Source organism: Pseudomonas sp. DCB_AW (assembly GCF_026240895.1).
Lineage (GTDB): Bacteria > Pseudomonadota > Gammaproteobacteria > Pseudomonadales > Pseudomonadaceae > Aquipseudomonas > Aquipseudomonas kermanshahensis.
In genome coordinates this window covers 50545-66811 of record NZ_JAPFCE010000020.1, presented here as the reverse complement: position 1 = coordinate 66811, position 16267 = coordinate 50545, and the positions used below count along the sequence as shown (strand labels likewise).

Sequence of the window (16267 nt, the reverse complement as noted above, 5' to 3'; positions counted from 1 at the left end):
TGAGGAGAGAGCATCAAACGGTATTGGTTAATAACCAGGTGGTAACCCGGTATTGCCTGCAACTCAACAGGCGTCATGTGTTAGCGTCACACGATCATCAAAATAAAAGCGTTTTTTGACGTCATAAAATAGATTGGCATGCTGTCAAAGTGCCGCTTGCCAAACCGTTGCCTGGCATCTTAAATTGTTACTGAATGTGAGAGTGAAGTTTCGATAGTAATCTTTTGTATATCAGTGCGTTGGGTGTGTTTATTACAGCTAATTATGATCTTGTTCTGATCTGCCCATAGACAACATCAAAGGACGTCGAAGAAGAATGAAACAGCACTTGGCAGCGGTGGCACGAAAACTCATCTCTCCTTCGACGCGCTACGAGATCAGGCTGCTTGCCAGCCAAGTCCGTGAAGTGCTTGGCCGAGCCTGTGTCTGGCGGTGGGAGGTCGCCAGGTTCAGGCTGCAGCAGGAAAGCCCCTACGAAATCCTCTACATCGGGCGCAAGCAGCAGCGCGAGATGGCCAAGCTGCTGATTGGTGGCAAGGCTCCGGGCAACGCTCCGGTTGCCGGCAGCAGTGCAGAGCCAGACGCGTCGAACCATGTGGTGGTGGTGAGTGAAATGCCCACCACAGGGGCGTTGTCCGTGCCGCACTACCTGAGTGCCGTGGTACCACTGGGGCGAACGCTGGATGACATTACCGCCCGCTACGACAGCGAGTTGCGCCGTAGCATTCGCAAGAACCGGCCGCTTTATCAGATGAGGCAGACGCTGTCGGATGAAGAAATCGCAATGGCTGACAGCCAGTTGCTGCGCCCCTATGCCACGGCCAGGCAGGGTATTCATGCTGCGCAGTTTCCCACGGACGATGTGTTCCGCATTGCCAAGAGCGTTGGGCGCCTGGACCTCATCACCTTGGGCGACGAAGTGATCGGTTGCCACCTGGGTTGTGAAGTCACGCGCGGTGGCAAGCGCTACTGGAGCACCCTGCGTTTTGGTTATAGCGAAGCGGTGTTTTCAGATGCGAAAAAACTGCGTGAGGTGAACTCCATCACCACCTTCATGGCGCTGGAGTGGGCGTTGCAACATGGCTTCGATTATTACGACATTGGCCTGTGCCTGGCGCGGCCGGATGACGGTTTGCTGAAGTGGAAAAGAAGGCGCGGTGGCGACATTGATTCGTTGGGCAACCACGCCTACCTGTTCGTGCGGCTACCCAAGACCGGGACGGCGAAATTTCTATGGGAAACGCCAATGTTCGCGGTTGAAGGCGACAAATTGACACTGCACCTGGGCTTGCCGGACGGGCCGAGCGATGAAGAGGTCGCCAGCCGGTACCACGAGATGGTCTTTGGCGGCCTGCACAAGATCTACCTCTATGGTGACAAACGTTCGGGCGAGTCGTTTATCGAGACCTTGCGCACGCGTTACGCCAATTTACAGTCGCCGCCGACGATGGAAAGGATCACATCCAACTGAGTCGTTCAAAGGCTTGTGACCACGCCACCTCGGGGAGCACTTCATGGGCAGCGATATCTCCAAATTCAGCGCACCGTCTGCCGGTAAACGGCATAAGTGGACCCTTGCCGCGTACAAGTACATGGCGCGCAAGCGGCTCGCACGTAATTCTGCCATCGACCTGAAAAGCATCGCGTCAAAAAGCTGGGATATCGCGCCTGGTGAAACAACGGTTTCCCCGGCCGCCTTCTATTTGCCCAATCAGCTGGAGCGGGTGACGGGGTGGGAGGCAAAGCGCTTTTACCCCTACGTGCATCCCGCCCGCACGATGGAGGGTGGGCTCAGCGTGGCGCAGGGCCCTACACGAGGGTACCTGATCAAGGACGTGTGGTTGGTCGATGGCGCGCTCTACAAAGGCAAGGCCAGCCACTGGTTATCCTTGAAACCGAGCACCTTCCCGCGGGTTGTGGTGGAGCACGAGATCGAGCGCGCGGCCATCTACTGCACGCAAAATGGCAACTCCTGGTTTGGCACCTGGTTGATGGAAGACTGCGTCACCTATGCCCTGGCCTGCAACGAGGGCGTACCGGTGACCACTGCGCCCTCTGCGCGCTACCCACTGTTTACCCAGGCGCCGGCTTATGAAGACTGGCTGGGCATGAAGCCCCTTCGTTTGCGCAGTGCGTTTTTCCGTGAGCTGGTGCTGTTCGACGACCAGAGCAACAACCAAAGCCGCCACTTGCGCTACCGGGCCATGGGCGAAAAGCTGCTGTCGCATGTGCCCCACGAACCACACCCCGGTGTGTTCATATTGCGTGGTGGCGACGGCGACTTGCGCTTCCTGCGCAATGAAATGGCCGTAGCAGAGCACTTGCGCACGCACTGGGGCTTTCGCATTGTCGACCCGCTGAAAACCGACGTGCCGAGCATTATCGCGGCGTGCGCGGGCGCCAGAGTGGTGGCCGGGGTCGAAGGTAGCCAGCTGGTTCATGGCGTGAACGTGCTGCAGGCCGGCGGCTCAGTGTTGACGTTGCAGCCACCGAACCGTTTTGTCAGTTATTACAAATACCTGACAGACCGCGACCAGCAGCACTTTGGCTTTGTGGTGGGCATGCCGGAAGGAGACGGGTTCAGGATCGACATCGATGAGGTGGAGCGCACCCTGGATTTGATGCCGGTGTAGCTACCGGCCAAGCCTCAGGTAAACGCGCCAGATTTCGGTTCGGAAGGCCAACCATTAGCATTTGGTTTCTCAGCGATGAAACGCAAGAGCTTGCCTCCTTCACGTCTTCGTTTGATGAGCAATCACGATAGCGCCAGCCGCCGGGGTCTCCTGTGCGGCTTCTATCGCAGAAAAGTTCGCTATATCAGCGCCTTACACTTAATTGACCATTATCTAGCAGTACCGAGAAATGCCTGCAGTTTATGTGTGACGGCATTTTGACGAAGCCACCCCTTGCTCATTGAATTTTATTATGGTGTCGGATCATTGACGTAGTGTCATTGTGCCCATAAGCTCAAATCAACAGCGAGGAAGTCTCCCGCTAAACCCACCAATAAATATTTTTATTATCCTCTTTATAGGAGGGGGTTATGCGCTCGACACTGTTCATTAAATCAATATTCTTGTTGGTGCTTTTAAGTGGCGCGGCGCGCGCTGCTGATTCGTATGTCAATCAAAACAGTGTCATTCCTGTCGCAACGGCAGGGTGGTTCTTCGCCTTTGCAGTCATCGGTTTTGTTGCCGTTGCCAATAGAAGAAAGATTTAAACGTTCACGCGTGGCAAGGGTAATAGGGGGCTTTAACAGTTGATCAATTACGGGGCTTTTTGGGGTTGTCGGTAAATTGACGTCTGAGGTTTGTTGTTGATGGCTTCGCAGCCGCTGACAGCTTGTCAATTTTCCAACTGTTGCTATATTCCAGTGGCGACTCATCGCCATTAGCCGTAGGGTGTCGCAGCGGGCGGGTCAGGCAGGGTGTCGAGGTGTCAAGGTACAGGGCCTCCAGGAAGGTTGAGGCCATCGCAGCAGGCAGTGCGGTTGCGAAGTGGAGCGAGAGTTGGTGTGCCGTTCTCATTCAGTGCTCTTTGTCAGGCCAGTAGGCCGGAGGGACCCTCATGGTACGTTCATTGTGTTCCGCTTTTTGCGTGCTGATGCTGTGGTCTGGTACCGGCAACGCGGTCGAAAATAGCGCAGCTTATCGGCTCAGCCCTGGCGATGTGGTGATGGTGTCCGTCTGGCAAGAGGAGAGCCTGCGTCAAGAAGCCACCGTGCTACCCGATGGCAGTATCACCTTCCCCTTGGCAGGGCGGATCGATGTCGCCGGCCTTGATGTCACGGCCGTTGAAAAACAGGTCGCTGCCAAACTCGAAAAATTCCTCCCCGACCCGAACGTCAGCGTTGTCGTCAAAAGCATCGCCGGCAACCTTGTGTACGTGCAGGGCAAAGTGATCAAGCCTGGGCCCGTACAAATGGCGGGGCCCACGGCCGTATTGCAGGCCTTGAGCATGTCGGGTGGTTTGGACAAATTCGCTGACGAAAGCGACATCAAGGTGGTTCGCGGCCAGGGGGCTTCCCAACGGATTCTGCCCGTGAGATATAAGGACCTGGTTTCCGGGCGTGACATGTCCACCAACATTCAACTTCAGGCTGGCGATACGCTGGTCGTTCCTTGATCTTGCCTTAATAAGAACACTTAATGCCTCTTCTTAGAACAACTAGCATTGCAACGGCAATCATGGTCTTGCCGTTTACGGACGCGGTCCAGGCAGCAAATTGGCAGTCATCGGTGGTGGTACCGACCTCGGTCGAATACGACAGCAACCCGTTGTTGCTGTCGTCTGAAGAAAAGGGTGTGACGCGCACCATCATTGCGCCCGACTACACCCTTGTCGGTACCTTCGACCGCGACGAATTACGGTTGGGTCTTGGCATGCATGTGTTGCGTTCTTCAGACACGGACATCGTCGACGACCGCGAAGACCCCAATGTAAGCCTGGGCTGGCAACGCGACACCGAGAAAGGGCGTTTTGGCCTGGTGGCTCAGTACAACGAAAGCTCTACGTTGTCCGGCATTGTCCAGGACACCGGTGTGGTAACCACCGACGGCACGCAGAAGCTGTATACGCTGGCAGGCAATTGGAGCAGCGCCATCACCGCGCGCAGTACGTTGTCCAACGAAACCAAGTACAGCCGAGCGCGATACGACATCAATACGCTGACCGGCTACAACGAGCTGGGCAACGTGACAACCTGGACCTACGCCTGGAACGAGCGGGCCGATGTGTATACCCGGTTTGGGGTGAGGCGCTATGAGCCCGAACAGGACCTTACTGCGACCGCCTCTAACAGCTACACCCCTGCAGTTGGGGTGAAGTATCAGTTCTCCGAGCGCCTGAGTGCCGATGCGCACGTTGGCGTCAACCAGGTGTCCGGCTCTGAAGGCGGTCGGCGCGGGGAGGGCGGGGCCTCGCTGCTGTATACCGGGGTGCGTTCCGACCTCAGCTTGAGTGCCGAACGCAGCACGGTCGCCAGCGCGGAGGGCGGTTTTGCCGAGCTCGACATGGTGCGCGGTATCTACAGTTACGCGGTCAACGAGCTGACCCGCGTCGGCGCCGATGCCACCTGGCAAGACAGCAAAGGGCAAACCCCCAACACACTGCAAATGTACAGTGTCTGGGCCAGCCGGGAATTTTCGCCTTTTTGGGATCTGCGCCTATCGTTGATGTACAAGGAGCGGCGGCAGGACGATGCACCCACTGCGGACGCAACAATTGTTGGTTTGACGTTGACGTATAGGTACCCCGACCTCTGAACTTCAGCCTGGTGGCCTTTATGAAGTCTGACTACGAGCTTTCCCTTAAAGATTACATCGCCATCATCAAGGATAGGGCCCTGTTATTAGGGATCAGTATCGTAGTCATTCTTGCCGCGACCGTGGTGGTCGCGGTCAGCGTGCCACCGATCTATCAGTCCACCGGGACCATTCTGGTGGAGTCGCAACAGATCTCCCCCGAGCTGGTATCGGCGAACAACAACAGCTTTGCCGATGAGCGCATCGAGGTCATTCGTCAGCGCGTCATGACCCGCGAGAACCTGCTGCGGATCATCGACAAGTACAGCCTGTTCGCTGACAAGCGGCTCAGCGAAAGCGACAAGATCGACCAGATGCGCAATGCCATCGTGGTCGCTACCCTCAGCACGTTCGTCAGAGGGCGGGGTGAGGCCACAGTCGCATTCAATGTGTCCTTCGAGCACAAGCAAGCGCAGGTGGCCAAGGATGTCGCCAACGAACTGGTGACGCTGTTCCTCAACGAAAACCTCAAGCAGCGCACCGAGCGCGCCAACGAAACCACCGAATTCCTGACCCAGGAAGCCAACAAGCTGGGTGCCGAGCTTGCCAGCCTGGAAAACCAGCTGGCGGACTTCAAGCAAGCCCACGCCAATGCCTTGCCTGAGCACCAGTCGCTGCGCATGAGCATGTTGTCGCGTTCGGAGCTGGAGTTCCGGGAGGTCGACCGCGATTACAAGACTGCGCAAGAGGAACTGCGTTACCTGGAGCTTGAATTGTCGGCGGCCAATGCCGGCTTGACCACCAAGGCTGACGGTACCCGGCCTTCCAGTGCCGACCAGCCACAAGACCTGCCCAGCCTCAAGGCCGAGTACGCCCGGCTGCTGACCAAATACAAGGACGCGCACCCGGACGTAGTTGCGGTCAAGCGCAAGATCGATGCCCTGCAGGCCAGCGGCGGCGGCAGCAAGGCTGCGTCGTCGGTCAGTCTGGATGTAGCGCGGGTGCGTGCGCGGATTGGCGCGGCCCAGGAGCGCATCACCTCACTGGCGGAGCAAAAGCGTGAGCTGGTGAAGAAAATGGAAGGCTACGAGGCGGAGATTCTTGAAGCCCCGCAAGTGGAGCGTGGCCTGGTCACCTTGATGCGCGACCACGACAACGCGCGCAAGAAGTACGAAGAAATCCGTGCCAAGGAAATGGGCGCGAAAATTACCGAAAGCCTGGAACAGGAAAACAAGGCAGAGCGTTTTGTGCTGCTGGAGCCACCGCTGCTGCCCGAGAAGCCGATCAAACCCAACCGCAAGAAAATCGCCGCCCTGGGCCTGGTGCTGGCACCGGCAGGCGGTGGCGCGTTGGTGATGCTGCTGGAAATGCTCAATCAGCGGGTACGGGGGGTAGGGGCGTTGGAGAGCGTGTTGGGCAAGCGTGTGCTGGTGACGGTGCCCTTCATCACCACCCAGGCGGAACTGGCAAAGCGTAAACGCTGGCGCAACCTGCTGATCCTGGCGGTGCTTGTGCTGATTGCTATGATGGTAGTGCTGGTGCACGTGTTCTACATGCCGTTGGATGTGTTGCTGTTCAAGGCTATGGCGCGGTTTGAATAGGGAAAGCAGTGATGGACAGGATCAAGCCGGTAGTTGGCAATGGTATTCATCAAGTTTCTCCAGGTGCTGCCCAGGCACCGCAAACCGCCCACGGGGCGGAGCCTCCAGAAGTGCCAGGGCAATTCGATTACGTGAAGACCAAGGTGGTGCCGTTGCGTGCGGAGCACCTTGAGCGCAATCGGATTGTCGCGTTCAACAAGAACTCGAACATGAGTGGGCCGATCGACCTGTTGCGCACGCAGGTGCTGCAGGCGATGGAGGAAAACGGCTGGCGTACCTTGGCCATCACCTCGCCAACACCCGAGGCGGGCAAGACGGTGCTGGCGATCAACCTGGCCATGAGCATCGCGCACCACACGACCAAGACGGCGCTGTTGGTGGACTTCGACCTGCGTCGCCCCAAGGTCGGCAGCAGCCTGGGCTTGCCGATGGAAAAGGCCCTCAACGAGTTGCTGTCTGACCAGGCTGGGCTGGAAGAGGTGCTGGTCAACCCGACGTTGCCGCGTTTTGTAGTGCTGCCGACGCGGGTGCCTATTCCGATGTCTACCGAAATGCTGTCCTCCCCCCGGGTGAACAACCTGATCAGCGACTTGCGCAGCCGCTATGAGTCGCGCATCTGCATTTTCGATTTGCCGCCATTGTTGAGCTCAGACGATGCAATCACCGTGATGCCCAAGTTCGACTGTGTGTTGTTGGTCGTCGGCAACGGCATGAACAGCAAGCAAGAGATCGAGGAATGCCTGCACCACCTGGCGACAGTCAACCTGATTGGTACGGTGTTGAACAAGGCGGATGAAAAGCCGCGCACCTATTACTGACTATTCACTATCGAGTGTAGGAGCAGCCTTGTGCTGCGAAGAGGCCGGTGACAGCAGCGAAGATTCGCTGTGTTTTCACCGGCCTCTTCGCAGCACAAGGCTGCTCCTACACCCGATAGTGAATAGCTGAATGATTACGGCTGACGCCACGGGTACTGCAACTCCCACCCCCAGGCATGCGCCACGATCTGCTCCAGCGATGCATACGCTGGCCGCCAGCCCAACACAGTCATCGCTTTGCCTGCATCCGCCACCAACCTGGGCGGGTCACCCGCGCGGCGGGGTGCATCGAGTGTGTGGATCTGCCGGCCCGTCACTGTGCGGGCGGTATCGATCACTTGCTGCACTGAAAAGCCCAGGCCATTGCCCAGGTTGAACGCCGCGCTGGGGCCGCCAGCGACCAGGTAGTCCACCGCCAGCGCATGTGCCGAAGCCAGGTCGGCGACATGCACATAATCACGAATACAGGTGCCATCGGCGGTGTCGTAATCCCGGCCAAACACCGTGACCGCCTCACGCCTGCCAGCGGCCGCCTGGAGGATCAACGGTATCAGGTGGGTTTCCGGCTCATGGCGCTCGCCCAGCTCCCCGTCAGGGTCAGCCCCTGCGGCGTTGAAGTAGCGCAGGCACACCGACTTCAGCCCGTAAGCACGGTCGAAGTCCTCGAGAATTTGCTCGACCATCCACTTGCTGAGCCCATAGGGGTTGATCGGTGCCTTGCCATGCGCCTCGTCGATGGGCACATACAGCGGGTTGCCGTAAACGGCTGCGCTGGAGGAAAACACCAGCCGCTTGATGCCCGCATTCACCATCGCCTGCAGCAATGTCAGGGTGGCCGCTACGTTGTTCTGGTAGTACTTGCCAGGGGCGCAAACCGACTCGCCCACCTGAATGAACGATGCGAAGTGAAAGACCGCATCGAAGTGGCACTCGGCGAACAGCACATCCAGCGCCGGCTCGTCGGCAATGTCGAGCTTGGCCCATTGCACCCCAGGCCCTGGCGACACAAGGTCCGCCACCACCACATCATGGCCCGCGGCCAGCAAGTGCTTGACCATGTGCGAGCCGATATAACCTGCGCCACCGACAACCAGAAACTTCATCCGTGCCTCCTGGACTCTGCTGTTGTACAGACGCCGCGGGTCGTCCCTGAATCGAACAGGTGGGAGTATCAGCTACAGGTCTCTTGAGACTGTAGATGGCCAAATGCCCTATTTCAAGAACAGCCAGTTGGACATGTACTGGCCATCGAACGTGATCACATAGCGCCCGTTCTGGTACGCCACTGGCAATTCCTTGAGTTGCGCTTGGGCATCGCGCGCGAACAGTTTCAGGCCGGCCGCTGCCTTGATGGCCAGCGTGCCTTCGAAGGGCTCGACATTGAACGGTGTCTTGTCGTCGGCCTTGGGCACGGCCCGGGTGCCCAGTGAGATCAGCAGGCTGCGAGCCTGGCCCAGCGGTTTGGCATCCAGGCTCTGCACGACGACACTGGCATAAGGCGTCTTTGCCTGTACCTCGACCTGCCCAAGGTTGAGGGTTCGACCGCCCAGCCAGCCGGTCGCCGCCTGGGTCAGGGGGGTATCGATGGTGTAGAGGCCTTGTTGCCAGTTGCGCTTGAGCTCCCCGGTATCGGTTACCGACTCGGTGGCGTCAGGGGGCAGCAACGATTGGGCAGGGTCACGCAGCACTTGGGCATCGGCCGGGATGATGCTGGGTTTCAGCCAGGGCAACTCCGGCGTCTGCGGCATGGCGATCTGCAGCCTGCCTTTTTCCATGGCGGTGCGCAGCAGCAGCGAGTTGCGCGGCGTGATGTCCTGGTTGAACAAGGTGGCGGGTGTTGGCGCGAAGACGTAACGGGTGGTGGCTTGCTGCACGTCCGCACGGCGGTAGAGCAGGGCAGCCGCGGGGAGCGTGGCCAGCATGGCCGGGTCGTTGTACGCGTGCCAGTTGTCTGCCGTGCGCCAACCGCTGTTGAAGGCCTGTTGGCTGTAGGCATACTGCATCATGGCGTCCCAGCCTTGGTGGCTGGCCGTGCCCGCCACATACAGGGGCAGCGAGTGGCGGTCGGGCAGTGGGAAGGGTTCGGCGTTCCATTCGGTGACCGTCAGGGGCAGGCCGACGACCTGGGCCGCGGCAATCCAGTTGATCATCCCGTCGCTGGTCAGCGGGTTCTTCTCGAGCTGGCCGATGGCGCCGTAGCTGTGCGCATCGATCACATCGCCCGAGGTCAGCGCGGGCAGCGCGCTCAGGCCATTGCCGCCCCAGGTGCTGGTGGTGGCAATGGGTACCTTGACCCCCAGACTGCGCAGGTGCGCAATCATGTCGACATCGAAACGGCGTTCCAGATCATTCAAGAAGAGCTTCGACGGGCCATGTTCCCAGGCGCGCCAGGTGCGGTCTGCAGGCAGGTCATTGCGCTTGGCGAAGGCGTCTGCCTGCTCCTGGTAAAGCTTGGTATGTGCGGGGACTTTTTTGTCCGGCATCAGGGCGTTGCCGTAGTGCTGGGTGATGTCGTTCTCGTTGGTGATCAAAACCGCAGCAATGGCCGGGTCGTCTTTGTAGGCAAGGCCGGTGTAGGGGTTCACATGGGTCATGTACTGCTCAATAAAGTGTTTCATGGCCTGTTGAATGCTCTGGTTCACATAGGCGTAGCCTTTAAGGTCGACCCTGGGCTCGCCCTTGGCCAGCTCATCGAAATCTTCGATGTTGTCATTGGCGGTAAGGGCGCGCTGTACGTGCATGTCGAGCCAGACGTAGATGCCCTCGTCCTTGAGGCTTTTGACCCACAGGTCGATCTTGCGCAGCGACTCGGCATTGAGCTGCTGGGTATCGCGAATCAAGGTGCCGTCGCCAAACACGTTCGGGCTGACCCACGGGGAGTCGTGGTGGTGCAGCCGGACGAGGTTGAAACCCAGTGCCGACAGGCGTTTGGCCTGTTTGATGATTTCCTCGTCTGGCGTCTTGAACAGCGAGTACGCAGACAGGTTGGTGCCCCAGAAACGCACGGGGGTGTTGTCCTCGAACGCCAGTTGCTCGCCGGAGGCCTTTACAAAGCCGCGCTTGCCTGCCGGTTTCTCGGGTGCGTTGAGAAAAGACAGGTCGACCGGCGAGGTTTGCCAGTCAAGCTGGTCGTCGGGCCACTGCGCGGGGTCTTGCAGGCCAAAGCGCTCGGTGGGGGTTGGGCCCAGCTCGATATCGCCCGTCACGTTCAACGTCGCCTTGATCTGCTGCTGGCCGGCGCTGATGGGGTCTTTGTAGAAGAACGCGCGGATCTCGGCATTGCTACCCGGTTCGAAGTACACCTTTGCCAGTGCAGGTTCGAAGCGCATCTCGATGCGCCTGCCTTGCGCATCCTTGCCCCAGGACCAGCCACGGTTGTCGGGCAACAGCACGGGCGCGCCCATCTCCCCATTGAACAGGGCCGGGTCGAACTGGAAAACGATGCCGCCGCCCATCACGTTGGACTGCCTGCTGTGTGCGGTCAGGTCGAACGCCCAGGTCAAGGTTTGTGTTTGCGGCTTGCGGATATCCGCCGTCAGGTCGAAGTCCAACTGCTTGTTCTTGCCCTGCAGGGTGTAGCTGTAGGGCGCATTGACCTTCATGGCAGTGTAGAAGCCAGTCCAGCTCCAGTTAGCCGCCCAGAAGTCGAACTTGGCTTTCATCACCTGCCCGCCACCGCGTGTCACGCTGGGCAGGCCGTTTTGCTCTTCGACGCTGACGACCCACCCGGAGGCCCAGCCAGCCTGGGACATGACGGCCAGGCCAACGAACAGGGATACCCGCATGAAGGGGCGCAAGGGGAAACGGCTCATGGGCATCACCTGATTTGAAGGCCGGCAGCGGGAAGGTCGCTGGCCTGGCTGGAACGGAGCCTGCGCACCCGCTGTATGTAGGCCACCCCAAGCCCTGCGACCGACCAGTACACGGTGGGGATGATAGTGATGCTGCTGACGGTGAAGATGATCACCAGGATCCCCACCAGCGTCGCCAACAGCGCCCGGCCCAGTTGCCGTTGCTCGTCATCCTTGTCGGGGAACGCGCGCATGGCCTTGCGGATGCCCAGCAACACGGTGACGAAAAACGCCACGAACAGCGCGAGCCCGACCAACCCGACCCGCAGGGCCAGGCTGACGTAGGTGTTGACGATGTCGATAATGCCTTCCCCCTGAATCATCGACTGCATTTCAGGGGTGTTACGGAAGTCGAACGAACCGAACAAGGGGTTACGCTGGATCACGATCCAGGAGTTGTCGATCAAGCGTTCCCGGTAGGTGATGTTCTCTTTTTCGATATTGCCGATGAAAGGCAACAGGTCCAGCACCTTGTCGCCCCCAGGTAGCACAGTCAGCAGCGGCAGAGCCAGTACGCCGGCAAGGGCAAGCACAGTCAGGCGCTTGATGGCGCCTTTGCCCATGGCAATGAACACCACGACGATGACCACGGCGCCAATCCAGGGGCCGCGAGACAACGGCGCGAAAAGCCCTGCAGCCAGCAGCAGGGCGCCGAGCACCCGCTGCAGCTGGCTGCGCACATACCCCTGGACGAACAGGTACAGGCCGATGGCCACACTCATCACGTAGCCCAGTGCAATCGCCTGCCCGGTGGTGGCGCTGGCGCGCAATGAGCCGCCACGGCTCAGGTAGCCGGACATGCTCCACTGCACGCCCATGGCATCGATCAGGGCGTTGTACAGCAGCCAGTGGCGGACGAACTCGGCAACGCCGATCAGTGCCAGGACGAAGGATGCCAGCACGAATGCCAGCATGGCGTCCTTGAAATCGCTGATTTCCTTGAGCCCTCGGCTGGCGACGTAGTAGGGCAAGAACACATCGACATACAGGTAGAGCGCCTGGCGCAAGGTGTCGGTCAGGGTGGTTTCACGCAGGTACAGCACACTCATCAGCACCAGGCTGGCCGCCAGCAGCTTGTCGGGCCAGGTGCGGCCGAAGCGCAGGGTATCGCTTTGCCTGCTCAGGGCCAGCGCCGCGGGCAGCAGCACGCACAGCGTCAGCAGGCGAACATGGTTGAGGTCGACCAGGTAGTTGACCACGCCAAACCCAGGTATTTGCACCGAGGCCGGCGGAATCAGGAACAGCAACATGAAAAACAGCGCCATGGCATTGCGTTCGCGCCGCCCGGCGATGTACATGATGAGCCCGGCAGCGGCCACGTACACCCAGAAGCTGTGGGAGGCGAAGGCCACCAGCGTCAGGACGAACCACAGGTTACGCCGGCGCTTGAAGTCGCTGTAGGGGATGAGGTCTGTCGCCGGGCGGCGCGCCATGACAAAAACGACGCCTGCCAGAAACAGAATGACGATCAACGCACGAAAATGTTCAGGCATTGGCTAAGGACACCTTTCCCTTGGTGGGCACGGCTAGCATCATGGCTAATTGAAACTATAGTGACTTTTAGCCAATCAGTCAGAGATTGAAGTCATGCCGTCGATTGATGTGTCAGCCTCCGCGAGCCTGCGCAAGCGCGCACTGAAGGCCGGGTCATGGAACCTGGTGTCGCTGGTGGCGTCACAGGTCATGCGCCTGGGCGGCAACCTGATCATGGCCCGTTTGCTGCTGCCGGAAATGTTCGGTGTGATGGTCATCGCCACCACGGTTTCGGTACTCCTGCACTTGCTGTCCGATGTTGGCCTGCGCCAGAACATCATCCAGAGCCACCGGGGCGACGACCCCGAGTTTCTCAATACCGCCTGGACCGTCCAGATCATCCGCGGCTTCGTGCTGTTTGCCCTGACCTTGCTACTGGCCGCCGCCTCCTGGTTCGCGCAGCTGGCCAACCTGTGGCCGGCGGACTCCACTTACGCCGCGCCCGAGCTGCCGATGGTGCTGGCGGCGACTGGCCTTTCGGCCATCATCTGGGGATTCCAATCGACCAAGATAGATGTCGCCGTACGAACTTTCCAACAGAAGCGCGTGGTATTGGTGGACCTGGCCTCGCAAGTGGTCGGTTTGATCGCGATGCTGGTGATCGGTTATTTCACCCGGTCGATCTGGTCGCTGGTGATCGCCGGGCTGGTCAGCGCCCTGGCGGGTACCTTGCTGGGGCACCTGGCGCTGGAAGGGCCGAACAACCGCCTGCAGTGGGACCGAAGCGCGCTGAACGAGCTGATTGTGTTTGGCCGCTGGATCCTGCTGTCGTCGATGGTCGGCGTACTGGCCATGTACGGTGACCGGATCTGGTTTGGTGCGAGCATGACAGCGGGGCAGTTGGGGGTGTACTCGATTGCCGTGCTGATCCTCGGGTCCGTGCAGACCGGGTTGCTGAAACTGGTGGGCTCGGTGGCGCTGCCCGCGTTCAGCGAAGCTGCTCGGGAAGGTGACAAGGCACGCCTGAAGGCGCTGTACTACCGTTTCAGGTTGCTGGTCGACCTTGTGATGCTGTTTGCCTGCGGGGTGTTCCTGACCGCCAGCCCGTTGTTGATCGGCTGGATGTACGACGCGCGCTACACCGAGGCGGGGACGATTCTTGCGATTCTTTCGCTGTCGTTCTTCACGCTGCGCTATACCTTGGCACACCAGATATGGATTGCCCTGGGCCTGACGAAATACCAGGCCATGGACAACATCATCCGGCTAGTCTCGTTATGGGGGTTGTTGCCACTGCTGCTGGCCATTGGCGGTGTCGACTACGCAATCTGGGGGGTGGCCCTGCATACCTTCCCGACGTTGCTGTTGATCGTCTACGTTAACTGCAAGCTGGATATCTTCAGTGTCAAACGCGAGTTGGTGGTACTGCCGATGGTGGCCGTGGGGGCACTCTGTGGGCTGTTGGCGACCCGTTTCTTCGAGTGGCTGTGATGAGGCCAGAGGCGGGCGATGGTGCAATGTGGGGGCGGTCGAGTGACTGATTGTTAACACTTCATCGAGATAGGTCTGGGGATCATGGGGAAGCTTACGTTGTGTACTCCGCAGTTGGGTCGTAGGGGTTTTCTCCAGAGCTGTGTCCTGCTGGGCGTTGGCGGCGCGGTGTTTGGGGTGGCCGCAGACGTTGCCCGCAAACCCGTCGAAAAAACCGGGTTCGTGGTGATCAACGGCTGGGTGTTGCCTTCTCAGTACTTCCGGAACGAGCCAGCATGATCAAGGACTATCAGCAGCAGAAAACGCTGCGTGACGACTATGATTTTTGCATCATCGGGGCCGGCCCCGCTGGCATTACCCTGGGCCTGCGGCTGGCAGCTGCGGGTTGGAACGTGCTGCTGGCCGAGGGCGGTGGGCGTGAGTATTCACCGCACTCGCAAGGGCTGTACACGTGCGCCTCGACGGGGCTCGAACTGTACGCCGCAGAAACACGCCTGCGTTACCTGGGCGGCACGTCCAACCACTGGGCAGGGCGCTGCCGGCCGTTCACCCCCTCAGACTTCGCCATGGCGCCGCCCGGCGACTTGCCCGGCTGGCCGATCCCCTACTCGGAGATCGAGGGCTACCTGGCTGCGGCCATGGACATCGTCGATTTGCCGCCAGGCTCGGAGTTTCACGCGATGAACACCGGGCTTGCGGGTGATGACTTCGAACCCGACCGCTTCCTGCTGAGCCCTCCAACGCGCTTTGCGCAGAAGTACGCGACTGCACTGAACGAAACCCACGGGCTGGACGTATTCATCAATTGCAACTGCGTCGACCTGGAGTTCGACAAAGCCTCGGGCCATGTGGTGGCTGCGGTGGTGTCCGATTACGACCGTCATCGTCAGCGTGTGGTGGCCAGAAACTTCATCCTGGCGACGGGTGCCATCGAGAATGCCCGGCAGTTATTGAACAGTGAATCCCTGTTGGCCGCGGGTATCATCAACAAGGAAGGGCTGACCGGGTGTTGCTTCATGGAGCACCTGAACATCGACATGGGCACGTTCATCCTGAAGTCGGACCAGGACACCCAGATGCGTCAGTACTACACCACCGACGCCTTTGTTGAGGAATACCAGGCCGGTAAAGGCAATATCACCGCTGCACTGCTCTCGGATGTGCAGACGTATGGCCGCACGGCCGAGGTCAAACACTTTCTGGAAAACCTTGCCTGTGACATGGGCGTTGCCGACAAGATCGCCTTGGTCGCCAAGTTCAGTTGCCCGGGCGACGGTGTGATCGGCACCATGATCGAGCAGTTTCCCAACCGACAAAGCCGCATTTCATTGCTGAATGAGAAAGACGAGCTGGGGGTGGCCAAGGTGAACGTGCATTGGGCACTGAGCGAAAGTGACAGGCACACCATCAAGTGCATCGGCACCGAACTGGCCAAGCAATTTGCCGACATGGACTTGGGCTTCGTCAAGCTCAACGACTTCGTCTACGACACATCGGTGCCGTTGAAGATGGCGCCACATGCCCATCACATGGGCACCACGCGCATGGCTGCGTCACCTGAGTTCGGTGTGGTCGACGCCAATTGCAAAGTGTTCGGCACCCAGAATCTCTATGTGGCGGGAAGCAGTATCTTTGCCAAGGGCGGCGCGTCCAACCCGACCATGCCGTTGTTGCAGTTTGCCGTCAGGTTGGCGGACCACCTCAATGAAAAGTTGAAATCGGCTACGGGTGCCGCGGTGTAACGCACGTTGTAAATGGGTTGAGTGCGAGGCGGTCAGCACCAAGAAGAA

General features: G+C 59.4%; 12 protein-coding genes. 9 read left to right on the top strand and 3 right to left on the bottom strand.

The features are described from left to right. The first annotated feature begins 316 nt into the window (after positions 1-316). From OO306_RS13805 to OO306_RS13775, 7 genes are all read left to right on the top strand, one after another. Positions 317-1471, top strand: a complete 1155-nt coding sequence (locus OO306_RS13805; protein WP_265969056.1) for a hypothetical protein — start codon at positions 317-319, stop codon at positions 1469-1471. Between the two features lie 43 nt (positions 1472-1514). After that, positions 1515-2633, top strand: coding sequence for a glycosyltransferase 61 family protein (locus OO306_RS13800; RefSeq protein ID WP_265969055.1), 1119 nt, complete (start codon positions 1515-1517; stop codon positions 2631-2633). A gap of 410 nt (positions 2634-3043) precedes the next feature. After that, positions 3044-3220: an EPS-associated small membrane protein EppA gene (eppA, locus tag OO306_RS13795; protein ID WP_077068395.1), complete on the top strand. Its 177-nt coding sequence runs from the start codon at positions 3044-3046 to the stop codon at positions 3218-3220. Between the two features lie 347 nt (positions 3221-3567). After that, positions 3568-4125 carry a polysaccharide biosynthesis/export family protein gene (locus tag OO306_RS13790; RefSeq protein ID WP_085273384.1) on the top strand — a complete coding sequence of 186 codons (558 nt, stop codon included), beginning with the start codon at positions 3568-3570 and terminating at the stop codon, positions 4123-4125. A gap of 23 nt (positions 4126-4148) precedes the next feature. Next, positions 4149-5264: a hypothetical protein gene (locus OO306_RS13785; protein WP_085273383.1), complete on the top strand. Its 1116-nt coding sequence runs from the start codon at positions 4149-4151 to the stop codon at positions 5262-5264. A gap of 20 nt (positions 5265-5284) precedes the next feature. Then, complete coding sequence (locus OO306_RS13780; RefSeq protein ID WP_099454019.1) at positions 5285-6844, top strand: Wzz/FepE/Etk N-terminal domain-containing protein; 1560 nt, start codon at positions 5285-5287, stop codon at positions 6842-6844. A gap of 11 nt (positions 6845-6855) precedes the next feature. After that, entirely contained in the window at positions 6856-7662 is an 807-nt protein-coding gene (locus OO306_RS13775) for a CpsD/CapB family tyrosine-protein kinase (RefSeq protein ID WP_027596764.1), read from the top strand. A gap of 134 nt (positions 7663-7796) precedes the next feature. On the opposite strand, the gene galE is transcribed toward OO306_RS13775, so the two are convergent. The 3 genes from galE to OO306_RS13760 all read right to left on the bottom strand — a co-directional run bounded on the left by galE (position 7797) and on the right by OO306_RS13760 (position 13006). Beyond that, positions 7797-8765, bottom strand: coding sequence for a UDP-glucose 4-epimerase GalE (gene galE / locus OO306_RS13770; protein ID WP_265969051.1), 969 nt, complete (start codon positions 8763-8765; stop codon positions 7797-7799). A 108-nt stretch (positions 8766-8873) separates the two neighbouring features. Beyond that, positions 8874-11474: a cellulase family glycosylhydrolase gene (locus OO306_RS13765; protein ID WP_265969049.1), complete on the bottom strand. Its 2601-nt coding sequence runs from the start codon at positions 11472-11474 to the stop codon at positions 8874-8876. Positions 11475-11479: 5 nt separating this feature from the next. Then, a complete protein-coding gene (locus OO306_RS13760) occupies positions 11480-13006 on the bottom strand; it encodes an O-antigen ligase (protein WP_085273379.1) in 1527 nt (508 codons plus the stop codon). A 94-nt stretch (positions 13007-13100) separates the two neighbouring features. Between OO306_RS13760 and OO306_RS13755 the strand changes: the two genes are divergently transcribed. Next, the gene (locus OO306_RS13755) at positions 13101-14477 is read left to right on the top strand and encodes an oligosaccharide flippase family protein (RefSeq protein ID WP_238211729.1); all 1377 of its coding nucleotides are present in this window, start codon (positions 13101-13103) and stop codon (positions 14475-14477) included. 275 nt (positions 14478-14752) lie between these two features. After that, positions 14753-16219: an FAD-dependent oxidoreductase gene (locus OO306_RS13750; RefSeq protein ID WP_265969046.1), complete on the top strand. Its 1467-nt coding sequence runs from the start codon at positions 14753-14755 to the stop codon at positions 16217-16219. The last annotated feature ends 48 nt before the right edge of the window (positions 16220-16267 follow it).